26 protein-coding genes are annotated in these 24,500 nt (G+C 73.0%); 10 read left to right on the top strand and 16 right to left on the bottom strand.

Translation table 11 applies throughout. From position 1 onward, the window contains the following. The first annotated feature begins 33 nt into the window (after positions 1-33). Entirely contained in the window at positions 34-780 is a 747-nt protein-coding gene (locus PSD17_RS29300) for an SDR family NAD(P)-dependent oxidoreductase (RefSeq protein ID WP_013672804.1), read from the top strand. Position 781: 1 nt separating this feature from the next. Continuing rightward, positions 782-1,798 carry an NADPH:quinone reductase gene (locus tag PSD17_RS29305; RefSeq protein ID WP_013672803.1) on the top strand — a complete coding sequence of 339 codons (1,017 nt, stop codon included), beginning with the start codon at positions 782-784 and terminating at the stop codon, positions 1,796-1,798. Positions 1,799-1,823: 25 nt separating this feature from the next. Here PSD17_RS29305 and PSD17_RS29310 read toward each other — a convergent pair whose 3' ends face one another. Then, positions 1,824-2,999: a L,D-transpeptidase gene (locus PSD17_RS29310; protein ID WP_339125647.1), complete on the bottom strand. Its 1,176-nt coding sequence runs from the start codon at positions 2,997-2,999 to the stop codon at positions 1,824-1,826. Between the two features lie 153 nt (positions 3,000-3,152). Then, entirely contained in the window at positions 3,153-4,232 is a 1,080-nt protein-coding gene (locus PSD17_RS29315) for a UDP-N-acetylmuramate dehydrogenase (RefSeq protein WP_339125649.1), read from the bottom strand. 24 nt (positions 4,233-4,256) lie between these two features. Here PSD17_RS29315 and PSD17_RS29320 point away from each other — a divergent pair, with 24 nt between their 5' ends. After that, positions 4,257-4,763, top strand: a complete 507-nt coding sequence (locus tag PSD17_RS29320) for a DUF2505 domain-containing protein (RefSeq protein ID WP_103383645.1) — start codon at positions 4,257-4,259, stop codon at positions 4,761-4,763. On the opposite strand, the gene PSD17_RS29325 is transcribed toward PSD17_RS29320, so the two are convergent. Then, positions 4,732-5,907 carry an MFS transporter gene (locus tag PSD17_RS29325; RefSeq protein WP_103383650.1) on the bottom strand — a complete coding sequence of 392 codons (1,176 nt, stop codon included), beginning with the start codon at positions 5,905-5,907 and terminating at the stop codon, positions 4,732-4,734. The genes PSD17_RS29320 and PSD17_RS29325 overlap by 32 nt on opposite strands. A gap of 158 nt (positions 5,908-6,065) precedes the next feature. Here PSD17_RS29325 and purU point away from each other — a divergent pair, with 158 nt between their 5' ends. Beyond that, a complete protein-coding gene (purU, locus tag PSD17_RS29330) occupies positions 6,066-6,932 on the top strand; it encodes a formyltetrahydrofolate deformylase (RefSeq protein ID WP_041760365.1) in 867 nt (288 codons plus the stop codon). Positions 6,933-7,093: 161 nt separating this feature from the next. Here purU and lon read toward each other — a convergent pair whose 3' ends face one another. The 5 genes from lon to PSD17_RS29355 form a co-directional block, all read right to left on the bottom strand. Then, positions 7,094-9,409 (bottom strand): endopeptidase La, encoded by a 2,316-nt coding sequence (gene lon / locus PSD17_RS29335; RefSeq protein ID WP_339125652.1) that lies wholly within the window; start codon positions 9,407-9,409, stop codon positions 7,094-7,096. Between the two features lie 89 nt (positions 9,410-9,498). Continuing rightward, positions 9,499-10,056, bottom strand: a complete 558-nt coding sequence (locus tag PSD17_RS29340; RefSeq protein ID WP_013672796.1) for a YbaK/EbsC family protein — start codon at positions 10,054-10,056, stop codon at positions 9,499-9,501. Then, the gene (locus PSD17_RS29345; protein WP_013672795.1) at positions 10,053-10,406 is read right to left on the bottom strand and encodes a DUF2516 family protein; all 354 of its coding nucleotides are present in this window, start codon (positions 10,404-10,406) and stop codon (positions 10,053-10,055) included. The genes PSD17_RS29340 and PSD17_RS29345 overlap by 4 nt, the downstream gene beginning before the upstream one ends. Before the next feature lie 157 nt (positions 10,407-10,563). Then, positions 10,564-11,364: a hypothetical protein gene (locus tag PSD17_RS29350; protein ID WP_013672794.1), complete on the bottom strand. Its 801-nt coding sequence runs from the start codon at positions 11,362-11,364 to the stop codon at positions 10,564-10,566. A 5-nt stretch (positions 11,365-11,369) separates the two neighbouring features. Further along, positions 11,370-11,819, bottom strand: a complete 450-nt coding sequence (locus PSD17_RS29355) for a helix-turn-helix domain-containing protein (protein ID WP_013672793.1) — start codon at positions 11,817-11,819, stop codon at positions 11,370-11,372. 161 nt (positions 11,820-11,980) lie between these two features. On the opposite strand from PSD17_RS29355, the gene crcB reads away from it, so the two are divergent. Continuing rightward, positions 11,981-12,469: a fluoride efflux transporter CrcB gene (gene crcB, locus PSD17_RS29360; protein ID WP_013672792.1), complete on the top strand. Its 489-nt coding sequence runs from the start codon at positions 11,981-11,983 to the stop codon at positions 12,467-12,469. Next, positions 12,466-12,834 (top strand): fluoride efflux transporter FluC, encoded by a 369-nt coding sequence (locus PSD17_RS29365; RefSeq protein WP_013672791.1) that lies wholly within the window; start codon positions 12,466-12,468, stop codon positions 12,832-12,834. Before crcB ends, PSD17_RS29365 begins: the two co-directional genes overlap by 4 nt. Positions 12,835-12,859: 25 nt before the next feature. On the opposite strand, the gene PSD17_RS29370 is transcribed toward PSD17_RS29365, so the two are convergent. The 5 genes from PSD17_RS29370 to PSD17_RS29390 form a co-directional block, all read right to left on the bottom strand. Beyond that, a complete protein-coding gene (locus tag PSD17_RS29370; RefSeq protein ID WP_103383641.1) occupies positions 12,860-13,663 on the bottom strand; it encodes an ABC transporter permease in 804 nt (267 codons plus the stop codon). Beyond that, positions 13,660-14,676: a daunorubicin resistance protein DrrA family ABC transporter ATP-binding protein gene (locus PSD17_RS29375; protein WP_013672789.1), complete on the bottom strand. Its 1,017-nt coding sequence runs from the start codon at positions 14,674-14,676 to the stop codon at positions 13,660-13,662. The genes PSD17_RS29370 and PSD17_RS29375 overlap by 4 nt, the downstream gene beginning before the upstream one ends. A 290-nt stretch (positions 14,677-14,966) precedes the next feature. Continuing rightward, complete coding sequence (locus tag PSD17_RS29380; RefSeq protein WP_103383640.1) at positions 14,967-16,313, bottom strand: DUF445 domain-containing protein; 1,347 nt, start codon at positions 16,311-16,313, stop codon at positions 14,967-14,969. A gap of 268 nt (positions 16,314-16,581) precedes the next feature. Then, positions 16,582-17,109 (bottom strand): bifunctional DNA primase/polymerase, encoded by a 528-nt coding sequence (locus PSD17_RS29385; protein WP_013672787.1) that lies wholly within the window; start codon positions 17,107-17,109, stop codon positions 16,582-16,584. Between the two features lie 403 nt (positions 17,110-17,512). After that, positions 17,513-17,716: a cold-shock protein gene (locus PSD17_RS29390; protein WP_013672786.1), complete on the bottom strand. Its 204-nt coding sequence runs from the start codon at positions 17,714-17,716 to the stop codon at positions 17,513-17,515. Positions 17,717-18,324: 608 nt separating this feature from the next. On the opposite strand from PSD17_RS29390, the gene PSD17_RS29395 reads away from it, so the two are divergent. Next, the gene (locus PSD17_RS29395) at positions 18,325-18,939 is read left to right on the top strand and encodes a hypothetical protein (protein ID WP_339125660.1); all 615 of its coding nucleotides are present in this window, start codon (positions 18,325-18,327) and stop codon (positions 18,937-18,939) included. 244 nt (positions 18,940-19,183) lie between these two features. On the opposite strand, the gene mftR is transcribed toward PSD17_RS29395, so the two are convergent. Continuing rightward, positions 19,184-19,801, bottom strand: coding sequence for a mycofactocin system transcriptional regulator (mftR, locus tag PSD17_RS29400; RefSeq protein ID WP_013672784.1), 618 nt, complete (start codon positions 19,799-19,801; stop codon positions 19,184-19,186). Positions 19,802-19,832: 31 nt separating this feature from the next. After that, positions 19,833-20,264: a cupin domain-containing protein gene (locus PSD17_RS29405; RefSeq protein ID WP_339125662.1), complete on the bottom strand. Its 432-nt coding sequence runs from the start codon at positions 20,262-20,264 to the stop codon at positions 19,833-19,835. A gap of 54 nt (positions 20,265-20,318) precedes the next feature. Between PSD17_RS29405 and PSD17_RS29410 the strand changes: the two genes are divergently transcribed. Then, on the top strand, positions 20,319-20,807 hold the full coding sequence (locus tag PSD17_RS29410) for a MarR family winged helix-turn-helix transcriptional regulator (protein ID WP_339125664.1): 489 nt from the start codon (positions 20,319-20,321) through the stop codon (positions 20,805-20,807). 61 nt (positions 20,808-20,868) lie between these two features. On the opposite strand, the gene PSD17_RS29415 is transcribed toward PSD17_RS29410, so the two are convergent. Next, a complete protein-coding gene (locus PSD17_RS29415) occupies positions 20,869-21,477 on the bottom strand; it encodes a hypothetical protein (RefSeq protein WP_013672781.1) in 609 nt (202 codons plus the stop codon). Positions 21,478-22,103: 626 nt separating this feature from the next. On the opposite strand from PSD17_RS29415, the gene PSD17_RS29420 reads away from it, so the two are divergent. Further along, positions 22,104-22,856 (top strand): hypothetical protein, encoded by a 753-nt coding sequence (locus PSD17_RS29420; protein WP_339125666.1) that lies wholly within the window; start codon positions 22,104-22,106, stop codon positions 22,854-22,856. Next, positions 22,853-24,500, top strand: a 1,648-nt coding sequence (locus PSD17_RS29425; protein ID WP_339125668.1) for a polysaccharide deacetylase family protein, incomplete at its 3' end; no start/stop codon positions are given. The genes PSD17_RS29420 and PSD17_RS29425, both read left to right, overlap by 4 nt.

A 24,500-nucleotide genomic window follows, 5' to 3' on the forward strand; every position in this document is an offset into this window, starting at 1 on the left:
GGTCGGCCGGCGTCCCGATCTAGGGTGGGCGCCATGACGAGCCCCAGCGACCGTCCGACCGCCGTCGTCACCGGCGCCAGCTCCGGGATCGGCGCCGCCACCGCACGTGCCCTCGCGGGTGCGGGCTTCCACGTCGTGCTGGGCGCGCGGCGCGTGGACCGGTGCGCGGAGATCGCCCGGGAGATCGACGGCACCGCCGTCCGCCTCGACGTCACCGACCCCGAGTCGGTGTCCGCGTTCGTCGCCGCCGTGCCCGAGTGCCGGCTGCTGGTCAACAACGCGGGCGGCGCCAAGGGCCTCGAGCCCGTCGCGGACGCCGACGAGGACGCGTGGCGCTGGATGTGGGAGGCCAACGTCCTGGGCACGCTGCGGATGGTGAAGGGCCTGCTGCCGGCGCTGGTCGCGTCGGGCGACGGGCACATCGTCACCGTCACCTCGATCGCGGCGCTGGAGCCCTACGACAACGGCGCGGGCTACACCGGGGCGAAGCACGCGCAGGCGATGCTGCATCGCACGCTGCGCGGCGAGCTGCTCGGGCAGCCGGTGCGGCTGACCGAGATCGCGCCGGGCATGGTCGAGACGGAGTTCTCCCTCGTCCGGTTCGCGGGCGACGCCGAGAAGGCCGACAACGTCTACCGCGGCCTCACCCCGCTCACCGCCGAGGACGTCGCCGAGACGATCGTGTTCGCCGCGACGCGACCCTCACACGTCAACATCGACCTGATCGTGCTCAAGCCGCGGGCGCAGGCGTCCGCGATGCGGGCCTACCGGGAGGAGTGAGGTGCGCGCCGTCGTCTACGAGCGGACCGGCCCGTCGTCGGTGCTGCAGCTGCGGGAACGGCCGCTGCCCGAGCCCGGCCCGGGTCAGGTGCGCGTCCGCGTCGCGGTCTCCGGGGTCAACCCGACCGACTGGAAGGCCCGCGCCGGCACCACCGGTGCGCCGCTGGCCGCACCGAAGGTGCCCAACCAGGACGGGGCCGGGACCGTCGACACCGTGGGCGCGGGCGTCGACACGTTCGGGCCCGGCGACCGCGTGTGGCTGTGGGACGTCGCCTGGCAGACCGACGAGGGCACCGCGCAGGAGTACGTCGTCGTGCCGGTGGAGCGGGTCGTCGCGCTCCCCGACGGCGAGTCGTTCGACACCGGGGCCTCGCTCGGGATCCCGGCGCTGACCGCGCACCGGGCGCTGACCGCGCACGAGGACGGCCCGGCGCGGCTGGCACCGGGTGCGCTCGACGGCAGGGTCGTGCTGGTCACCGGCGGCGCCGGGGCGGTGTCGCACGCCGCGATCCAGCTCGCCGTCTGGGCAGGCGCGACCGTCCTGACGACGGTGTCAGGCGCGGCCAAGGCCGCGCTGGCCCAGGCCGCCGGCGCCCACCACGTGATCAACTATCGCGAGGAGGACGTGCCCGCCCGCGTCCGCGAGATCAGCCCGCGCGGGGCCGACGTGATCGTCGACGTGGCGGTCGTCGCCAACATCGGCGACGACATCGCCGCGATCGCGCCCGGCGGCACCGTCGCGGTCTACGCCGTCGACACCGACGAGCCGCTGACCATGCCCGTCCGTCCCGCCATGACGCCCAACCTGCGGCTGCAGTTCGTGCTCACCTACACCGTGACCAACCAGCAGAAGGCCGACGCCGTCGCCGCCGTCTCGGCCGCGCTGGCCGACGGCGCGCTGCGCGTCGGCGAGGAGCACGGACTGCCGATCACCCGTTTCCCGCTGGCCGAGACGGCCGCGGCCCACGATGCCGTCGAGGCGGGCACGGTGGGCAAGGTCCTGATCGACATCCCGTGAGTGGCGCCACAGGGCCGACAGGACCTCACAGGGCCGACAGCGCCTTCCACTGGCTCCACGACAGGGTCCAGTCCCAGATGTCGCCGTCCTTGGCCGAGAGCTGGACCGGGGTGCCCGTCACCTCGACGGGGTCGCCGTAGATCGCGGTGTCGTAGTAGGCCTTGGCGTTGTCGATCGAGAGGTTGACGCAGCCGTGGGTCACGTTCGACGAGCCCTGCGCACCCGTCGAGGCCGGGTTGGCGTGGATGAACTCGCCGTTGTTGCTGATCCGCACGGCCCATTTCTCGACGACGTCGTAGCCGTACTGCTCACTGACCATCCGCTTGTCGGTGAACTTCTCGCTCACGACGTGGATGCCCGAGCGGGTGTTGCGGTTCGGGTCCGACCCCAGCCCGTAGGAGGCCGGGTAGCTCGCGACCTGCTTGCCGTCGCGCATGACGACCATCTGGAAGGAGTTCACGTCGGCCTTGACGACCTGCGCGCGCCCGATCGTGAACGACGAGCTGACGTCGGCCGCGCCGTACGCGCCGCCGCCGTACGGGACGCCGAACAGCTTCGCCTTCACCGTGACCTTGGTGCCGGGCTTCCAGTACTCCTTGGGCCGCCAGTGGACCCGGGAGCCGCCGCTCTCGTCGGGCAGCCAGCCCCACGCGCCCTCGGTCGGCACCGACGTGGTCACCGACAGCGCGCGCTCGACCGCGGCCCTGTCGTCGACGTGGCTGTTGAACTGGATGGCGATCGGCGCGGCGATACCGACGGTGCGGCCGTCGCCGATGTTGACGGTGCCGCGGACCTGCTTGGCCGGGGTGACGGTGCTGAACCCGCCCGCGAGCGGGACCTGCTTGCCGTCGGTCCCGGTCGCGGTGCCCTTCCACGAGTACGTGGCGCCGTAGGCGAGCGGCGCGCTCGTCGACCACGACGCCCGGTCGGCCGCCAACGTCCCCTTGACCGCCTTGCCCGCGGGGTCGACCAGCGAGACCTGGTCGAACGTGCCGTCGGCGACCGCGACCGACGCCGTCGTCCTCGGGTCGACGGCGGTGGCCTCGGCGGCCGGGGTGTAGGTGATCGCTGCCTTGGGACCGAGGATCGCGAGCGGGCCGCCTCCGGAGTCGGCCGGGCCGCGGCCCGCCGCGGTGGCCGCCGTGACGACTCCCATGGACCCGACCGCCACGACGGCCAGGACCAGCAGGATTCTGCGCATTCGATCCCCCATTGCGACCTTCCTCCCCCAGTTCGAGGACGTGCGGCCTCCCGTGCGGTTGCGTGTGCGACGGGGAGTGGGGCCGACGGTCACCCCGGCCCGGACGACGAGGCTACGCGTCGGGACCGACGGTCGCGGGTGTCGCCGACGAGGTCACGGCAGGCGGCAGCCGACGAGCACGGGCTCGGGGTGCAGGTACACGCCGAAACGGTCGAGGACACCGGCGCGCACCTCCGCTGCCAGCGCCAAGAGGTCCTCGGTCGTGCCGTCACCGCGGTTGGTCAGGGCCAGGACGTGGCGGCCCGAGAGGGCGACCCGGCCGCCCGGACCGGCGTGCCCGCGGGCGAATCCGGCGTGCTGGATCAGCCACGCGGCCGAGAGCTTCACCCGATCGGACGCGGCCGGCCACCGCGGCATGCCCTCGGTGTCCGGACCGCCGGGGACGGCGCCCGCGTCGACGACCGGGTTGGTGAAGAACGACCCCGCGCTCCACGTGTCGTGGTCGGCGGCGTCGAGGACCATGCCCTTCGACCGGCGCAGGTCCAGCACTGCCGCGCGCGCGGACGCGGCCGGGACCCGCTGCCCCTGCCGCGCGCCGAGCGCCGCCGCGAGCTCGGGGTAGCGCAGCGGCGCACTCCCGGGCCCGCCCGGCAGCGCGAACCGTACCCGCAGGACGACGGCGGCGTCGGTGTTCTTGAGGACGCTCGTGCGGTACCCCAGGCCCAGCTCCGCCGCAGGGACGTGCTCGCGGACGGTCCGCGCGGCGCGGTCGTAGAGGTCGACGTCGACGAGCAGGTCGGCGACCTCGACGCCGTAGGCGCCGACGTTCTGCACCGGCGTCGCCCCCGTGCGGCCCGGGATGCCCGACAGGCACTCCAGCCCGCCCAGCCCGCGGTCGACGGTCGTCGCGACGACGTCGTCCCAGTCCTCGCCCGCCTCGACGGTGAGCAGCACGCTCCCGTCGGGACGGATCGCGGTGTCGAGCCCGCGGCTCGCGACCCGCACGACCGTCCCGCGGAACCCCGCGTCGGCGACGACGACGTTCGATCCCCCGCCGAGCACGAGCACCGGCTCGCCCGCCTCGTCGGCCGCGCGGACCGCGTCGACGACCTCGGCGGCCGACGACGCCACGACCACCCGGTCGGCCGGCCCACCGAGACGCAGCGTGGTCATCGGCGCGATCGGCTGCTGGGCGGACTGGCGGGCGGGGGCGGCCACCTCGGGAACCGGCACGACCGCCGAGGGTAGCCTCCGCCCATGGCGCGCCAGATCACCCATCGGACCATCGCGGAGTTCCCGGCCGAGCGGGTGTACACGGTCATGGTCGACCCCGAGTTCCTGAAGGCACGGCTCGCGCGTCTCGGCGGGCCCGGTGCGGCGCTGCTGGAGCACCACGTCGACGACAAGGGCGCGCGCTACCGGCTCCGCCACGGGGTCGACGCGGACGCCGTGCCGCCGATGGTCCGCAGCCTGGTCAACGGCGATCTCGTCATCCAGCGCGACGAGACGCTCGTCCCGGACGGGCCGGGCCGCTACTCGGGAACGGTCGCGGTCGCGATCCCCGGCACGCCCGCATCGGCACAGGGCGGCATGCGGCTCGCCGACCTCGGTGAGGGCACCAGCGAGTTCGTCGTCGACGCGGCGGTGACGGTGAAGGTCCCGCTGATCGGCGGCAAGATCGAGAGCATGGTCGCCGGGCAGATCGAGGGGCTGCTCGGCACCGAGACGGCGTTCACGCTCGACTGGCTGCGGCAGCACTCCTGAGCGCCGTGCCCGGGCGCCTGCGGGCGACGGACTCGCCGACCCACACGAGGAAGCCGACCGCCGGGAAGATCATGCCGACGATCGACACACCCGCCCAGCCGTGCGCCGCGTACATCGCCGCCGACAGCCCCGACCCGACGGCGCCACCGACGAAGTAGCTGGTCATGTACGCCGTGTTGAGCCGGCTGCGGGCGTCGGGCGCGAGCGCGTAGACGACGTTCTGGTTCGTGATGTGGCTGCCCTGGGTGGCGAGGTCGAACACGATGATGCCGACCGCCAGCCACAGCAGCGAGTGCGCGCCGAGACCGATCAGGGCGAACGACGCCGCGGCGATCGCGAGGAACACCCCGGTCGCGCCGTGGGTGTGCCCGCGGTCGGCGAGCCGGCCCGCGAACCGCGCCGCGAGCGCCCCGGCGACGCCGAACAGCGCGAACAGCCCGATCTCGGCGTCGGACAGGTCGAACGGCGGCGCCGCGAGCAGGAAGCCGACGCTCGTCCACAGCACGCCGAACGCCGCGTAGCCGGCCGCACCGTAGATCATCCGCAGGCGCAGCAGCGGCTCGCGGCGGATGAGCCCGAAGACCGACCCCAGCAGCCGGGGGTAGCTCATCTCCACGGTGGGCGCGAGCACCGGGAGCGTGCGCCAGAGCGTCACCGCGCACGCCGCGCTCAGCACCGCGCCGAGCACGAAGATCGCGCGCCAGCCCAGCCACTCGGCGACGAGCCCCGACACCACCCGCGCGACCAGCACACCGACGAGCAGCCCGCTCATGACGGTGCCGACCGTGCGGCCCTGCTCCCCCGGCCTGGCCAGCTGCGCGGCGAACGGCACCAGCACCTGCACGGCCACCGACGTCACGCCGACGACGGCCGCCGCCACACCCAGCACGGTCAGCGCGGGGGCGGCCGCCGCGAGGACGAGGCCGGCCGCCGCGACGCACGTCAACCCGACGACGAGCCGCCTGCGCTCACGGAGGTCACCGAGCGGGACGACCGTCGCCAGGCCGATCGCGTACGCGATCTGCGTGACCGTCAGGACCGCGCCGACGGCACCGCTGGACGCGTGGAAGTGCTCGGCCAGCGTGGCCTCGAGGGGCTGCGCGTAGTACAGGTTCGCGACGATCGCGCCGGTTGCGAACGTCATGGCCGCCACCGCGGTTCGACGTCGACGGTCGGTCAGGCCTTCCTCGGGGGTCACGATCCGAGCGTGCCTCGCGGGGGCGGCGTGTGCAGGCGCACGGCGGTGTGAGATCGACCGCGTGGCACGATCGGGCCGTGGAACCCCCCGCCTCCCGACGCTACGTGATCACCTTCAGCTGCCCCGACCGGACGGGGATCGTCGCCCGTATCGCGGGATTCCTGGCCGACGCCGGAGCCTGGATCGTCGAGGCCGCCTACCACGCCGACGCCGAGCAGAACTGGTTCTTCACCCGCCAGGTCGTGCGCGCCGATTCCGTCCCGTTCGACGCCGACGAGCTGCGCTCCCGGTTCGCCGAGGTGGCCGACGAGTTCGGCCCCGACGCGACGTGGCGGGTCACCGACACCGGCGTCAAGAAGCGCGCGGTCCTGCTCGTGACGCGGGAGCCGCACTGCCTGCACGACCTGCTGGGCCGGGTGTCGGCCGGGGAGCTGCCCGTCGAGCTGACCGCCGTGATCGGCAACCACGAGACGCTGCAGCCCGTCGTCGCCGCCCACGGGGTGCCGTTCCATCACGTGCCGTTCCCGGGGCCGCGGGAGGAGCGCCGGGAGAGCCTGAAGCTGGAGGCGTTCGAGGAGCTCCGCAAGCTCGTCGACGAGCAGCAGCCCGACGCGATCGTCCTGGCCCGGTTCATGCAGGTCCTGCCCGCGCACCTGTGCGAGCAGTGGGCCGGGCGGGCGATCAACATCCACCACAGCTTCCTGCCCTCGTTCGCCGGCGCCCGGCCGTACCACCAGGCCCACGCGCGCGGCGTGAAGCTCATCGGCGCCACCTGCCACTACGTGACCGCCGACCTCGACGCCGGCCCGATCATCGAGCAGGACGTCATCCGCGTCGACCACGCCGACACCGCCTCGGACATGGTCCGCAGGGGCCGCGACATCGAGCGCCTCGTCCTGTCCCGCGGGCTGCGCTGGCACCTGGAGGACCGCGTCCTGGTGCACGGCAACAAGACCGTCGTCCTGCGCTGACCCGTCCGCAGGCACGCCCTCCACACGCCTGCGCGCCCTGCCTCATGCCCGTGCCCGCATGCCCTGCCTCATGCCCTTCATGCCCACATGCAGGAACGGCACTTTCCCGCAACTGGGTTGCGGGAAAGTGCCGTTCCTGACGTTCGTGGAGCGCCCGCGGGTCAGGCCGCCGCGGCGTGCTCCGGGGCCGGCTCGAGGGCCAGCTCCAGCACCTCGGCGACGTCGGCCACCGGGTGGATCCGCAGCGCACCGCGCACCGACTCCGGCAGGTCGTCGAGGTCGGGCTCGTTGCGCTTCGGGATAATCACGTCGGTCAGGCCGGCGCGGTGGGCGGCCAGCAGCTTCTGCTTGACCCCGCCGATCGGCAGGACCTTGCCCTGCAGCGTGACCTCGCCCGTCATGCCGACGCTCGACTTGACCGGGCGCCCGCTCGCGAGGCTCGCGAGGGCGGTGGTCATCGTGACACCGGCGCTCGGCCCGTCCTTCGGGACGGCGCCCGCGGGGACGTGCACGTGCAGCTTCTTCGAGGCGAGGTCGCCTGCCAGCCCCTTCGACCGCAGGTAGGACAGCGCGATCGAGACGGACTCCTTCATGACGTCGCCCAGCTGACCGGTGAGGATCAGTCCGGGGTCGCCGTCCATCTTGGTGGCCTCGATGAACAGCACGTCGCCACCGGCACCGGTGACCGCGAGGCCCGTCGCCACACCCGGGACGGAGGTGCGCTCCGCCGACTCCGGGGTGAACTTCGGCCGGCCCAGGTACTTGACGAGCGTCTCGGCGTCGACGTGGATCGGCGCCTCCTCACCCGAGTCGAGCCCGACGGCGACCTTGCGCAGGACCTTGGCCAGGCCCCGCTCCAGCTGCCGCACCCCGGCCTCGCGGGTGTACTCGGCGGCGATCATGCCGAGCGCGACCTCGGAGAACTCGACGTCCGACGGCTCCAGCCCGGCCTTCTCGATCTGCCGGGGCAGCAGGTGGTCGCGCGCGATGGCGACCTTCTCCGCCTCGGTGTAGCCGTCGAGCGTCACGACCTCCATGCGGTCGAGCAACGGGCCGGGGATGGTGTCGTAGGCGTTGGCGGTCGCGAGGAACAACACGTCGGACAGGTCGAGATCGACCTCGAGGTAGTGGTCGCGGAACGTGTGGTTCTGCGCCGGGTCGAGCACCTCGAGCAGCGCGGCCGTGGGGTCGCCACGGAAGTCGCTGCCGACCTTGTCGATCTCGTCGAGCAGGACGACCGGGTTCATCGCGCCGGCCTCACGGATGGCGCGGACGATCCGGCCGGGCAGCGCGCCGACGTAGGTGCGCCGGTGGCCACGGATCTCGGCCTCGTCGCGAACACCACCGAGTGCGACGCGGACGAACTTGCGGCCGAGGGCGTGCGCGACCGACTCACCCAGCGACGTCTTACCGACGCCGGGCGGGCCGACGAGGGCCAGCACCGCGCCGGAGCCACGGCCACCGACCTTCGCCATGCCCTTGCGGTCGCGCCGGGAGCGGACGGCGAGGAACTCGATGAGCCGCTCCTTCACGTCGTCGAGGCCTGCGTGGTCGGCGTCGAGCACCGCGCGGGCGGCGACGAGGTCGTCGGAGTCCGTGGTCAGGGTCGTCCACGGGATGTCGAGGACGGTGTCGAGCCAGGTCCGGATCCAGCCGGACTCGGGGCTCTGGTCGGACGCCCGCTCCAGCTTGCCGACCTCGGTCAGCGCGGCCTTGCGGACGTGCTCGGGCAGGTCGGCGGCCTCGACGCGGGCGCGGTAGTCGTTCTCGCCCTCGGGATCGTCGTCGCCGAGCTCCTTGCGGATGGCGGCGAGCTGCTGGCGCAGCAGGAACTCCCGCTGCTGCTTCTCCATGCCCTCGCGGACGTCACCGGCGATCTTCTCGGTGACCTCCTGCTCGGCGAGGTGCTCCTTCGTCCAGTCGAGGAGCAGCTCGAGCCGGCGGGTCACGTCGGTCTCGGCGAGCAGCTGGGACTTGCGCTCGACGTCGAGCCACTGGTTCCAGCCGGCGGTGTCGGCGAGCTCGGACGGGTCGGTGATCTGCTGGACGCCGTCGATGATCTGCCAGGCCCCGCGCTGCTGCAGCATCGAGACGACGAGCGCTTTGTACTCCTTGGCCAGCTCGTGGGTGCGGCCGGTGACCGGGGACTCCTCGATCGGCTCGGCCTCCACCCACAGGGCGGAGCCCGGTCCGGTCACCCCGGCACCGATGCGGGCCCGCGTCTCACCGCGGACCACGGCGGCACGTTCGCCGCTGGGCAGCCGCCCGACCTGCTCGAGGACGGCGACCACACCGATCGCGGCGTACCTGCCGTCGAGCCTGGGGACGACGAGGACCTTCTTCTCCGTGGCGTCACCGTTGGCGACGTCCACGGCTGCCTGAACCTCCGGCGCGTCGAGACGGATGGGAACCACCATGCCGGGCAGCACCACCGAGTCGGTCAGCGGAAGCACCGGCAGCTTCAGCGTCTGTGTCATGTCCCGACCAACGCTTACACCGTTGAACTCATTCCAGCGTTCAAGTAAGTCTGCTGACAGCGAACGCGGGAACCTTGAGCGGTGTCGACTCAACCCACGGGGCGAGCCAGGTCCTCCAGGACCTCGGCGCCGGGCAGCGACGCCACCAGGGCACCCGGGACCGCGAGCTTGCTGCCCCGGATCCCGCTCCCGACGACGACGTGCTCCGCCGCCGCCACCTCCGGCGCCACGAGCAGCGGCCACTCCTCCGGCAGTCCGACCGGCGTGATCCCGCCGTACTCCATGCCGGTCAGCGCCACGGCGTCGTCCATCGGCGCGAACGACGCCCGGCGCGCGTCGAGCCGGCGACGCACGACACCGTTCACGTCGGCACGGGTCGTCGCCAGCACCAGGCAGGCGGCGTAGCGGACGTCGCCGCCACGCTTGCCGGCCACGACGACGCAGTTCGCCGAGGCGTCGAGCGGGGACCCGTAGGCCTCGCAGAAGGCCGCGGTGTCGGCCAGTGCGGGGTCGATCTCCGCGACCCCGACGGCGGCCGCGGACGCGGCGTCGAGGGACTTGAGCGCGTGCGCGACGGGATCGGCGAGCAGGTCGGGCCGGTCGAGAGCGGGTACGGCGACGAGCGATCCGAGGACCGACCAGCTCACCGCTCACCGCGCCCGATGCCGGCGACGGCCGGCTTGACGTCGACGAGGTACACGAGCGTCGCGACCAGCCCGGCCAGCCAGAAGATGGTGAACTGGCCGTAGAGGCCCTGGAACGCGAGGATCACTCCCGCCAGCGACGGGAACCGGATCACCGAGATGACCGGGATCAGCAGCAGGAACAGCGACGACGCGCCGACGATCCCGAGCCACGCGTTCTTGGAGAGCTTGCCGGCCAGCTCGAAGGCGTCCTTGCGCGCCCTCGCCGCGTGCACGAGGGCGTACGCCGAGACCACGGCGACGACGATGCCGATGACGCACAGCACCACATAGTCGGGGCGGAGGACGCTCACGGGCGCCAGACTACGTGCGTCGGGCGATTCGTGACACTCCCGCCCCGTTCGCCGCCCGACCGAGCCCGGGGCCGACCCGCACGACGGCACGACGACGCCCCCGCAGCCGTGGCGGCGGGGGCGTCGTCGGATCGCGCGTCCGGAGGTCGAGCCCGGATCAGGAGGTCGTGTCGCGAGGGGTCGCCGGCTTCACGGCGGGCTTCGGCGTGCTCTTGGCCACCGTCTTCGGCGCGGGCTTCGCGACGGCCTTCGCGGCCGCCGGCTTCGGGGTGGTCCGGTTGGCCGTGCGTCGAGCGGCGGTGCGGGTGGCGTGCGCGGCCTCGGCACCGACCTCCTCGACGGTCTCGGCCAGACCCTCGCCCGCGTCGGCGACGGCCTTGCCGGCGTCGGCAGTGGTGTCGGCGACCGTCTCGGCCGCGGACTCCACGACCTCGTCGGTGGTCCTGGCGACCTTCTCACCGGTGGCCCGGGTCTGGCGGGTCACGGTGGCGAGGGCCTTCTCGGCGGCGTCGTGGGCGTCGTCGACGAGCTCGTCGACACGCGCGTCGAGCTTCTCGCCGTACTCCCCGAGCGCGCTCAGGGCCTGCTCCACCTGAGGCTGCTTGCGGATGCGACCCCAGGTGACCTCACCGCGACCGGCGAGCTCGGCGTAGTAGGCGGCGACCTGCTCACGCACGGCCTCCACGGCCTTGCGCAGCTCGTCGCCGGTGAGCCGGGCCCGCAGGCCGTCGAGCTCGGCGGGCAGGTCGAGCACGCGCTGCTGCACGACGTCGGCCCGCTTCTCGGCGCGGGTGCGCGCCTCGGTGGCGAACCTCGTCACACCGGCGACGGCACGGTCACCCGCACCCAGCACGGCGAGCAGCGGCGTCTTGGCGGCCTCGGCCCGCTCGGCGGCGTTCTTGGCAGCCTGCTCGCGGACCTTGCGGACGTCCGCAGCGGTCGGCAGCGACACGGCCATGTTGATCACTTCCCCTGTTCTTCGGTCGTCACGGTGTCCGCGGCGGGGGCGACGGCGACGTCGCTCTCCCGTCGGAAGGACTGGTAGATGTCGAGGAGCACCTGCTTCTGGCGCTCCGTGAGCAGCGGGTCGGCGAGCACGGCGTCGGTGACGGCGCTCGCGGGTCGTTCGTCGAGGATCCCGGCCTTGACGTACAGCGCCTCCGCGGAGATTCGCAGCCCCTTGGCGATCTGCTGCAGGATCTCCGCCGACGGCTTGCGCAGCCCGCGTTCGACCTGGCTGAGGTACGGGTTGCTGACGCCGGTCACCTTGGCGAGCTGGCGCAACGACACCTGCGCCGACTCGCGCTGCGAGCGGATGTAGGACCCGATGTCGTCGACGGCCTGCCCCACAGCCTGGCCGACCTGTTCGACGGCCTTCTCCACCTTCTCGGCGGATTTGTCGGCCTTGGTCATCGGTGTCCACCCCCCGTCCGTGTCTCCGACGGTACCCGCGAGTGCTAGCTCTTGCAAGCAGACTGCTTGCGCAGGTCACGTGGCATGTGTCACCGCTCCGAGGCCGCGGATAGGGTCCGCCGGGTAATGCCGGGACGGCCCGGACAGGACGGGGAGGAACCGTGACCGCACCGCTGCCGGGAACCGGCGAGGAAGAGGTCTTCGCCCCACCCGCCAACCCGCTGGAGCCGCTGCGCGGACAGGCCCGCGCGTTCGGCGCGGTCGCCGTCGGCGGCGCGATCGGCGCGATCGGCCGCTGGGCCGTCGGGCTCGCGATCCCGACGCCGCCCGGCAGCTTCCCCTGGGCGACGTTCGGGATCAACGTCCTCGGCTGCTTCCTGATCGGGGTGGTGGTCGTCGCGGTGACCGAGCTGACCGACCCCCACCCGCTCGCCCGGCCGTTCCTCGCGACCGGCATCCTCGGCGGCTTCACGACGTTCTCGACCTACTCCGTCGACGCCCAGCACCTCGTCGCCGCGCACCGGATCGGCTCCGCCTTCGGCTACCTCGGCCTGACACTCGTCGCCGCGGTGATCGCGGCATGGGCCGGCCTCGAGGTGACCCGGCTGGTGTACCGGCGGCGCATCGCCGCCCGGAGGACGGCGCGGTGAACCCGGGACTCACGGCGCTGCTCGTCGTCGCCGGGGCGGTCGTCGGGGCGCCGGCGCGCTACCTCACAGACCGGCTCGTCCAGTCACGCCACGCCACCGGCTTCCCGTGGGGCACCTTCGCCGTCAACGCCGTCGGCTCCTTCATCCTGGGCCTCACCCTGGGGTCGACGGCGAGTCCCGCGGTGATCGCGCTCGTCGGCACCGGGTTCTGCGGCGCGCTCACCACGTACTCGACGTTCGCCTACGAGACCGTCCAGCTGACCGCGGGCGGCGGGCGGCTGTTCGCCGTCCTCAACGCCGTGGGCTCGGTCCTCGCCGGTCTCGGTGCGGCCGGTCTCGGCCTCGCGCTCGGCTCCCTGACCTGAAGGCTCCGGCGCGAGGCGACCTGCCCTAGCGACTCGCGACCCTCCGGTACCGGGCCGCCGCCAACGGCAGGAAGATCGCGACGATCGCCAGCGACGACAACGCCGCGTACAGCGCCGCGTGCTGCGCGGGCCACGCCGTCGACTCCGCGAACCCGGGCAGCTGGGTCGGGTTGCCGAACAGCTCCCGGCTGGCCCGGGCCACCGCGCTGACCGGGTTCCACTCCCCGACCGGCTGCAGCCACCCCGGGAAGCCCTGGACCGAGACGAACGCACTGGACACGAAGGTCAGCGGGAACAGCCAGATCAGTCCCGCGCTCTGCGCGACCTCGACGTTGCGCGCCATCAGGCCGACGAGCACGCCGATCCACGACATCGCGAACGAGAACAGCAGCAGCAGGCCGTAGCCGGCCAGCGCGTCGAGGAAGCTCCCCCGGATCCGCCAGCCGACGATCAGCCCCGTCAGCGACATGACGACCAGCGTGATCAGCGTGACCCCGAGGTCGGACACCGTTCGCCCGAGCACGACCGCGACCCGCGACATCGGCAGCGACCGGAACCGGTCGATGATGCCCTTGCCCAGGTCGTTGGCCATGCCGATCGTCGTGAAGAAGACGTTGAACGCCACGGTCTGCGCGAAGATCCCCGCGACGAGGAACTCCCGGTACTGCTCGCCGCCGAGACTGCCCGCGAACACGAGCGCGAACAGCACCACGAACATGATCGGCTGCACGGTGAGGCCGATCAGCGCGTCGGGCACGCGCTTCATCCCGACCCAGTTGCGCCAGGTGATGACGGAGCTGTCGCGCACCGCCTGCGTCAGCGCGGTCACGCGCTCGCCCCCTCGTTCTTCTTGTCGCGACGCCGACGCCTGCCCCTCTGCGGCGGCGCCGCCGGCTCCTCCTCGGCGAGATGGCCCGTGAGCTGGAGGAACACGTCGTCCAACGTCGGGCGCTGCAGTCCGACGTCGAGCAGCTCGACGCCCTCGCCGTCGAACCGCCGCAGGGCCTCGACCAGGGCCTTCGTCCCGCCGCTGACCGGCACCGACACCTTGCGGACGTGCTCGTCGACCAGCGGCTCGGCGGTACCGACGTCGGCGAGCACCTGCGCGGCGAACCGCACCTGCTCCGGCCTGCCGACGACGACGTGCAGCCGCTCGCCACCCACCTGCGACTTGAGCTCGTCGGCCGTGCCCGCGGCGATCGCGCGCCCCCGGTCGATGACGACGATCCGGTCGGCCAGCTGGTCGGCCTCCTCGAGATACTGGGTGGTGAGCAGGACCGTCGCCCCGTCCGACACCAGCTCGGAGATCATCGCCCAGGTGTCGAGCCGCCCGCGCGGGTCGAGCCCGGTGGTCGGCTCGTCCAGCACGACGACCTGCGGCGCGCTCACCAGCGCACCCGCGAGGTCGAGCCGGCGACGCATACCGCCCGAGTACGTCTTCGACGGGCGTTCCGCCGCCTCGGTGAGCTTGAACCGGGCCAGCAGCTCCGCCGCCCGCGCCCGTGCCGCGGACCGCGACAGACCGTAGAGCCGGCCGACCAGGTACAGGTTCTCGGCGCCGGTGAGGTTCTCGTCGACCGCCGCGTACTGGCCCGACAGCCCGATCGCGCGCCGCACCTGCTGCGGCTCCTCGACGACGTCGAACCCCGCGACCGTCGCGCGCCCGGCATCGGGCCGCAGCAACGTGGTGAGGATGCGGACCGTGGTGGTCTTCCCCGCGCCGTTGGGCCCGAGCAGACCGAGCACTGTCCCGGTGGGGATCTCCAGGTCCACCCCGTCGAGGGCACGGGTCGCCCCGAAGGCCTTGGTCAGTCCCTCGACCCGCACCGCCGCCACACTCATGCGGCGGAGGGTAGAGGCGAACCCCGACAAAGTCCTCCCATTTGTCCGAGGGTGCCCGGCCGGGCGCCGCGCCCGACCCCCCGACCCGAGCCGGGCCGACCCGGCCCGGCCCGGCCGCAACCCCACGGCTCCCGAACGCCGTCCGCGCGACCCTGAGGTTGCGCCCGGAAGTGAGGCCGCAACCCGAGCGTCCTCTCGAGCCCGCAGGACGACCGTGAGGTTGCGCCCGGACCCGGCGCGCACGTCGACGCTCGGCCGGATCCGGCAGGACGACGGTGGCCTGCGCGCCGTCAGAAGAAGATCAGCTGCGAGACGGCGTAGATGACCAGCCCGGCCAGCGCACCGACGACGGTGCCGTTGATCCGGATGAACTGCAGGTCGCGCCCCACCTGCAGCTCGATCTTGCGTGAGGTCTCCTCGGCGTCCCAGCGGGCGACGGTGTCGGTGATCAACGTCGTGATCTCGCCGCGGTAGTGCCGGACGACGTAGCCCGCGGCGTCGGCGATCCAGCCGTCGATCTTGCCGCGCAGCTCGTCGTCGGACGCGAGCCGGTGGCCGAACCCCTGGATGCCGTCGCGCACCCGGGTGCGCAGCGCGCTGGAGGGGTCGTCGGCGGCGTCGAGGATCATCCGCTTGACCGTGCCCCACGCCTGCCCGATGAACGCCTGCACGTCCGGGTGGTCGACGACCTGCTGCTTGACCTGCTCGGCGCGGGCGATCGTGGCCTCGTCGTTCTGCAGGTCGCCGGCGAACTCGATGAGGAACGTGTCGACGGCCTTGCGCATGGGGTGCTCGGGATCGGTCTTGACCGCCCAGGCGAAGTTCTGCACCTCGGAGAACACCTTGTCGGCCAACATCTCGTCGACGAACCGCGGCGTCCAGCCCGGTGCCCGCTCGTGGACGATGCGCAGCACGGTCGACTGGTTGGCGGTGACCCAGTCGTAGGCACGGTCGCAGACGAGGTCGACGAGACGGTGGTGGGCGCCGTCGGCCAGCACGCCCTCGAGCACCTTGCCCAGCGGCGGCCCGATCGGCTTCTCCAGCAGCTTGCGGACGAGCACCTGCTCGATGACGTCCTGGACGTCCTCGTCGCGCAACACGGTGACGATGCCGCGCGCGGCTGTCGCGAGCTCGGCGGTGAGCCGGTCGGCGTGCTCGCGCTGGGAGATCCACGACGCGACCCGGGAGGCGATGCCGACGCGCTCGAGCTTGTCGCGCACGACGCCCTCGGACAGGAAGTTCTCGCCGACGAAGTCGCCGAGGCTGTTGCCGATCTGGTCCTTCTTGGTCGGGATGATCGCGGTGTGCGGGATCGGCAGCGAGAGCGGCCGCCGGAACAGCGCGGTGACGGCGAACCAGTCGGCGAGCGCGCCGACCATGCCCGCCTCCCCCGCCGAGCGCATGTAGCCCCAGCCGGCACCCACGTGGAGCTCCAGGTAACGCCCGACGAGGAACACGATCGTCGCGCCGACGAGGAAACCCGTGGCGACGAGCTTCATCCGCCGCAGGTCGCGGCGCTTGACCGAGTCGTCGAGGGGCCCGAACGCACCCAGCGGCACGCGGGGGGCCGGCGTCACCGACGTCGCCGTGGCCGCCGGCGGCGCGGGCAGCGCGGGCTGCTCCTGCGAGGTCTGCACGGATCCATAGTGCCCGCCCGGGCCAGGGTGGGGCGGCAGGGTCGCTCAGCGGATGCACGAGGTCGTCCGGGAACGGACGCGGCGACACGATCATGGCTCTGGCCGGGGCCGCCGGTGTTCCGCCGGCCCCGGCCACGTCGAGGTGTGGCCGCGCGGCGGGGGAGAAATGCTCCCCCGGGCGCCACACCGGTGCACCCGGCCGTCCCGGCGCGGTGAGAACCACCGCGGCAGCGGGACGTCGAGCCGGATGCGGCTGCGGTCGACCCGGTCAGGACCGGGACCGCGCCCCCTTTGCGACGGCTGCTGCGGGCCGCTGGGCGCCCGGCTGCTCGTCGCCTCCCGAGGCCCGCCACCGCACCGCGGCGATGACGGCGTCGATCACTGTCGCCGCATCGGGCACCGAGTAGCCGGTGAGCCCGGGCGCGACTCGCCAGTGCACCCATCCGTCGGGCCGCTCGCTCGGCGGCGCGACGACCCCGATGCCGTCGGTGTGCAGGACGACGTCGGCGTGCAGGCTCAGCTCGGGCGGCAGCCCGAAGCCCGCGGTCATCGGGAACCACCAGGTGCCGATCGTGGTCGCCGCCACGGGGACGACGAGCCCGCGGGCGCGCAGCGTGGCGCACACGCGGCGGCCCAGCTCGTCGGGCACCTCGACGACGTCGAGTACCTCACCGGTGCTCAGCAGTACGTCCGAGCCCGTCCCGGGAATCAATGGCCATCCGTGATCCGCGTACTCGCGGGCGGCTGCCCTCAGCTCCGCGCCGTACACGGCGCGATAGCTGTCCCACCGAGACATCGTCCGTCCTCCTGCCTGCTCCCGGAATGGCACCTGCGCGGCACCGTCCTGACATGTCGTGCAACGCAAGGATGCGACATCGGGAACGACCCGAAACCCGGCTCGCGGTGACCGAGCCCACATTCGAGACGAGCGGGTCGACGCCTCCGCGAGCGGCGCCGGCCGACCAGTCGCCGACGGTCGACCGGTTGGGACGGGCGGGTCGGCGGCTACTCCGTTCGGGAGTGACCCGGTCGTCGCTCCGCTCGCCGGTTCGTCGGCCGGACGACGCAACCCCCGCCGGCCCCGGGTCGCGCCCGCGGGCACGGCACCGGCCGGAGACCCCCAGAACGCGGCGATGCCGACGTCCCGAAGGACGCCGGCATCGTGGTGCGATCCCGAGGGATCGGGTGGAGCGAGACGATCAGATGGGGCGGACCGAGTCGGCCTGCGGGCCCTTGGCGCCCTGGCTGGCCTCGAAGTCGACCCGCTGGTTCTCCTCGAGGGTACGGAACCCGTCCGTCTGGATCGCCGAGTAGTGGACGAAGACGTCCGGTCCGTTGTCGTCGGTGGCGATGAAGCCGAAGCCCTTCTCGGCGTTGAACCACTTGACGGTGCCCTGCGGCATGCGTTTCTCCCACACGTGAAGCGAATCCGGACGGCACCGTGCCGGCCGGAGGCTGCGCGGACGTCGCCGACGCGGGAGGGTTGACCCCTCGACCGTCGACCGCGCCCACCGTCACTCTCCACGGACGCTTCACAACGATCGAGGAAAACACGACTGCAACCGGCGAGAACCGTATCACGGGCCGCGTGAGCTGCGACGACGGCTCGACGCGCCGGATCATGGGCGTGTTCGCCGTGGCCAGGGCCGGTCGCGACGGCGCCGGCCCACGGGCGTGATCACCACTCGTGGCCGTCGAGGCCGGATTCGTGACGGTCCGTCACCATGTCCCTCGTTCGTGAGCAATTCGCCGAACTCGTACGCCGTCGAGTGAACTCCACCCGATCCGGTCCGCGACGGACGGCGGGTCGCGCGGCGCGCCCGGGCCCGCACGAGCAGACCCACCCTGTCAGGTGACCGTCGTTCAGGGGTTCAGATCCGTTGGCGTTGCATTCCGTGACGATCAGCAGCGCTGTTTCCCGGGCGCCGGAGATCCGCACCCTGGTCCGCCGTAAAGCGTCGACGCATCATTCCGGACGACTCGTTCCCGCACTTCTCGTCAGGAGGAATCGGTGCGCTCCCGCAGATTGGCAGCCTCGCTCGTCGCCCTCGCGGCCGGCTGCTCGGCCGTGGTGTTGGGCACGGGGGTCGCCTCGGCCGAACCCGAGCAACTGCCCGCCGTCCCCGCCGTCCCCGTCGTCCCCGCCGTACCCGCGACCCCGTTGGGCACCCTGCTCAACGGCGTCCTCGTCACCGTGCAGGGGCTCGTACCCGGCCTGCTGGGCGGGCTCGTCCCGGTCCCGGCCGTGGTGCCGGCGGTGCCGGCGGTCCCGGCGGTGCCGGCGGTCCCCGCGGTGGCCCCGGACGCCGCCGACCAGCTGCCTCCGGTCCCGTCGGTACCCGAGGTGCCTGCGGTTCCGACTCCGCCGCTGCCCACGGACGTCCCGGCGGTGCCGCCGGTCCCCACCGACATCCCGGCCGTCCCGCCGGTCCCGTCGCTGCCGACCGACGTCCCCGCAGTCCCCCCGGTCCCGACCGACGTACCGGCGGTCCCCGCCGTGCCGCCGGTCCCGACCGACCTGCCCGCCGCGCCGCCGCTGCCGACCGACGCCCCCGCCCTGCCGACCGACGCCCCCGCGCTGCCGACGGACGCGCCGGCCGTCCCCGCGGGAACGGCCGGGAGCTGAGCGAATTCCGTCCCGGCCCGAGGAGGCGAAAGGAAAGCGAATTCCACACCGGCGGACGCCGACGAATACCGACGCACCGCCGCACCGAAACATGGGTCGACGGCAATCCGAATGCACTCGGGGTGGCGACGCGCACTGCGTCGCCACCCCGCCTCGTCCCCCCGAGGCGTCACTCCGTGTCGCCGCATCGGCGACGACGGACCACGCAGCGTCACGTCAGGGAGGCAACCTCAGGAGCGCAACCTCAGGAGCCATCCGCCTCGGTCGGCACCAGGCCCGCCTCCAGCGCTCTGAACGCCTCGTCGAGCAGCGACCGCAGGTCGTGGTCCGTGGTCAGCCACGTCTCGTAGGCGGCGAGCGCGGCCCCGAGGCTCGCGTGGCCGACCGTCAACGGCACGAGGTCGTCGGGCGTGGTGCCGAGCCGCGCGGCCACGAAGTCGGCGACGACCTGGCGCCACGCCGCGTACCGCAACGTCGAGTAGGCCTGCAGCGTCGGCGTGCCCAGGATGAGCCGGAGCCGCTGCCGGTGCCAGGGCTGCTCGTCGGGAGCGACGTCGTTGAAGTCGAGGACGACCTCGCGCACCGCCCGCATGACCGGCACGTCCGGCGGCAGCGCGGCGAACGTCGAGCGCATCCTGGTCAGCTGCTCGTCGAACGCGCCCCAGGGCACGTCGTTCTTCGAGGCGTAGTAGCGGAAGAAGGTCCGGCGGCCGATGCCGGCGGCCTGGGCGATGTCGTCGACGGTCGTGGCGTCGAACCCACGCTCGGCGAAGAGGTCGAGCGCGATGTGCTCGATCTCGAATCGCGACGTGACGGGCCGGCGACCCGCGCGGCGGGTTCCCTCCTCGGCGACAGCGGACATCGTCACAGCATGTCACGCACCGCGTGCCGGATCATGAGATCCAGCCGGGGACGACCGGCTCGCCGCCGGGGACGCAGGCGCGCGCACCGCCGGCCCCCGTGACGACGGCGGTGAACCCCGCGTCCGGATCGGCCTCGATCCGGCGCACGAGGCCCGCGGGCAGCACGACCGTGTCGCCCGGCGCCAGCGGGACGTCCTCGCCCTCGTCCACGCCCCCGAGGTGCACCGTCGCCCCGCCTGCGACCGCCCGCCAGATCTGCTCCGCGTCCATGACGTGCACCGGTCCGGACGCGCCGGGCGCCATCTCGACCTGCCACAACGCCTGGGCCGCACCGCCGAGCGTCGGGGAGGCGAAGGTGGTCATGACGGCGTTGGGCGTCTCGGTACGGCGCGCCTCTCCATCCCGTACGACGGCACCGCGGACGGCGGCACTGCGGACCTCGGCACTGCGCGCGACGGACATCGGGACCTCCTATAATCGACAACTACGTTGTCCATACCGTAAACGAGGTTGTCGATGTCGTCCAGTCCGATGCGGCGCGCCCACGTCCCGATGAGCGGCGCCGAGCTCGCACTTCGCCTGCTCGCCGCCTTCCGCGGCCTCGTCGACGACCTGCACGCCGAGCTGGCCGGGCGCGGCCATGCCGAGGCACGCCCGTTGCACGGCTTCGCCCTGCAGGCCGTCGGGCCCACGGGGGCCACGGCCGTCGAGCTCGGCGAGCGGCTCGGCGTCAGCAAGCAGGCGGCCGGAAAGACGATCGACGCGCTGGAGGAGCGCGGCTACGTCCGCCGCGACGCCGACCCGGCCGACGCCCGGCGCAAGATCGTGACGGTGACGCCGCGCGGCCACGAGCTGCTGGCCCTCTCGGCGGAGATCTTCGAGCGGCTCCGTGCCCGGCGCGCCGAGCAGGTCGGCGACGCGATGCCCGCCTTCGAGGCGGCGCTGCGCACGCTCGCCCCGGACGTCGCGATCGGCCTGGACTCCCCCGGCTGGTTCGGCCGCTGAGCGCGGCACACCTGCGGTACCCGTCCCGCCGGTGCGGGACCGCGAACCGCCGGGTCGGCGGTCATCCCCTCGGCGAGGTCGCCGGCCAACACTTCCCGTCGGAGTACAGCGGCCGGGTGTCGACGGGCAACCCCGGCGGCGGGTCGTACTCGATCGTCACCGGGCGCGCCGAGGTCAGCGAGTCCTCGCACGCAGCGACCCGCGAGTCCGTGCCGCCACCGACCCAGAAGGCGACGTGCGCCTTCTTCGACGCACCCCACTCCTGGACGCACGGCGCGCAGTCGTCCTCCATGACGAAGTAGCGCCGCAGGGTGGGCGAGTACACGACGCCGCCGACGGGGATCTCGCGGACGTCGGTGGCCATCGTGATCGGGTCCTCGAAGGTGCCGGAGCCACCCGCCGTGCGGTGCCGGTCCGACGGATGGGCGATGTCGGTGCTGCCCGGCGGGTCGTTGTCGGCGGCCGAGTAGAAGGTGACGGTCGCCTGCACCTGAGCGGCGGCGTAGGCACGGCTGGGGGTCGGGGCGGGAGGCGTCGTCGCCGCCGCCGACCCGCCGTCCTGCCCGCCCGCCGAGCACCCGGCGGCGACCAGCCCGGCGACGACGATCACCGCCGCCCTGCCGAGCCACGACCGCCACCGCGGCCGCGCGCTGTCCTGCGTCGAGCTCATCGCCTACTGCACCGTTCGTCGGGGTCCTCGCAGACCTGCCGGCCGCACCTCTGCCCCACGTACACGGATCGGCCGGACCGACGGTTCACCCTGCGCAGGATGCCATCCCGTCGCCGGTCAGGCCGCCGAAGGCTCCCGTCCGGACCGTTCGCCGACGCACGACGGACAAGCCACTGGCCACTCCCACCGACCGCAACGCGCGCGCACGACCCATTGCTCTGTTCAGGGTAGTCATGATTAGTCGATGACACATCGTAGTAACGTGGTCGCGCTGACGTGCGGCTGCGGCACTCGCCACCGGCCCGCCTGCCCCACGAACCTGAGAACGTTCTCAGTCTTGACGTCGGGCAATGAAGATCGCTTCTAGCTGCTGTAACGCCGACGGCCTCGCCGCCGAACTCGTCGACGGACCCGCAAGAAGCGTGGGTTCAGGGGGAGTCCGTGCGATACGCGTGCCCGGCGCCACGGTCTATCGGGCACTTCCGCCTAATTCGCCCATAAGGGCAGTGCTTACGCTGTTTGGAGGCAGGATGGCGCTACGGCACGTCGCGGGCGCCGCCGCCTCCGCCCCGCAGCCCTCGGGACGTCACCGCCGTCCCGACGGCCTGGAACGAACGGAACGTGACATGAGCGGCGACAGGGAACCCATCCCCGAACCGGGCCGAGCAGAGCACGGCAGCGGCCCGGTTTTCGTCGACGGAACCGGCAGGCGCAGCAAGCGGGTCAAGCGGGTCGCCTACGTGGCCGCGTCGGCGTGTGCCGCATACATGGCCGTGGTCGGCGTCAGTCTCGCCGCCCACCAGGAGACCACCCTGTTCGCGCTGCCGGGGTCCGGTTCGGTCGCGGCGGGTGATCCCGAATCCGCCGGAATCCTCTCCGAGCAGGAGGTCGTCGGACCGGGTGCGGCACGGCCCGCGACCCGGCCACCGGTCCCGCTCGGTGCGGCGCTGGCGCGCGCGATCGCGCCCGTGGCGTCAGCGGGCGCCCTGGCCCCGACCGCGCCGGCGGCGGTGCTCGCACCGCTGATCGCACCGGTCGCACCGGCCGCGCCGGTCGCGGCACCGGCGGTCCCGCCCGTCGCCGCGCCGGTGACGCCCGCACCGCCGGCGCCCCCGCCCGGTACGACGCCGCCGCCCCCGAACACCGAGGGCGGTGCCGACCCGGCGCCCGCCGATCCCGGGACCGGGTCCGGTCACACCGATACACCGCCACCGCCACCACCGCCGCCACCGCCGTCCGATCCGGTCGACCCGCCGCCGGCCACGCAGCCACCTCCACCGCCCGTCACGAGCGATCCGCCCCCGCCCCCGCCGCCCAGTGAGCCGCCGACGACCGAACCGGCACCCACCACGACGGTCGCCGCGGACGGTGCCGTGTGACCCGGTCCGGCAGGCTCCTCGGCCGCGGCCGCGTGCCCCGGCCGAAATGGGTCTTCCTCGTCGTCGCGATGGCGATGGTCGCCTCGGTCCTCGCGCTGAACGGCCTGGTCAACCCGAAGGTCGGCACCGACGCCGAGCGGCAGGCCCCGCACGGCCCCGAGGAACGCGTGCCGCTCTCGGTCGTGCAGGGCGGCTCGGTCGTCGACGCCACCGCCGGCAGGCTGCGCAGCCTCGGCTACCCGTCGAAGACCGTCGCCCTCACCTTCGACGACGGCCCCGACCCGCAGTGGACCCCGCAGATCCTCGACGTCCTGCGCCGGTACGACGTGCCGGGCACGTTCTTCGTGCTCGGCTCGCTCGGCGCGCAGCACCCCGACCTGCTGCGCGAGATCGTCGACTCCGGCTCCGAGATCGGCATCCACACCTTCACCCACCCCGACCTGACGACCGTCTCGACGGACCGCCTCGGCCGGGAGCTGAGCCAGACCCAGCTCGTCATCGCGGGCGCCACGAACCGGGTGAGCTACCTCGTGCGGCCGCCGTACTCGTCCGAGGTCACCGCCTTGGACAACAGCCAGTTCGACGTCGTCCGGGAGCTCGGCGACCGCGGCTTCGTGACGGCGTTCACCGACATCGACAGCCGCGACTGGGAACGCAAGGGCGTCGACCCGATCGTCGCCGCGGCGACGCCGGCGAACGGCGCGGGCGGCGCCATCCTGATGCACGACGCCGGCGGCGACCGCTCCGAGACCGTCGCCGCTCTCGATCGCCTCATCCCGGACCTCAAGGCCCAGGGCTACACCTTCACCACCGTCAGCAAGGGCGTCGGCCTCCCGCCTGCCGACCAGGTCGCCTCGACGAGCGACCGCAACCTCGGGCTCGGCCTCGTCACCGGGGTCACCGTCGCGACGTGGATCGTCCGGGCGATGGAACTGGCCCTGCTCGTGCTGGGGCTGCTCGTCATCGTCCGGCTCGTCCTGGTCCTCGCGGTCGCCGTCGTGCACGCCCGTCGTTCGCGGCGGGCGCGCCGCGCCGCGTCCCGGACCGAGCCGGTCTCCGAGCCGGTGTCGGTGATCATCCCGGCCTACAACGAGAAGGAGTGCATCGCCGCGACCGTCCGCGCCGTCGCGGCCAGCGACCACCCCGTGGAGATCATCGTCGTCGACGACGGCTCCACCGACGGCACCGCCGACATCGTCGACGCCCTCGACATCCCCGGCGTCCGGCTCATCCGGCAGGTCAACGCCGGGAAGCCGGCGGCGTTGAACGCCGGCATCCGCGCCGCGTCGCACGAGATCGTCGTGATGCTCGACGGCGACACGATCTTCGAACGCGACACCGTCCGGCTGCTGGCCCAGCCCTTCGCCGACCCGACCGTCGGCGCGGTCGCGGGCAACGCCAAGGTCGCCAACCGGACCAGCCTCGTCACCCGCTGGCAGCACATCGAGTACGTGATCGGGTTCAACCTCGACCGCCGCATGCAGGACGTCTTCGGCTGCATCACCACCGTGCCCGGCGCCGTCGGCGCGTTCCGCCGCACCGCCCTGCTCGACGTGGGCGGCGTCAGCGACGACACGCTCGCCGAGGACACCGACCTCACAGTGGCCATGGGCATCGGGGGCTGGCGGATCGTCTTCGAGGAGC

The organism is Pseudonocardia sp. D17 (assembly GCF_036984265.1).
GTDB lineage: Bacteria > Actinomycetota > Actinomycetes > Mycobacteriales > Pseudonocardiaceae > Pseudonocardia > Pseudonocardia benzenivorans.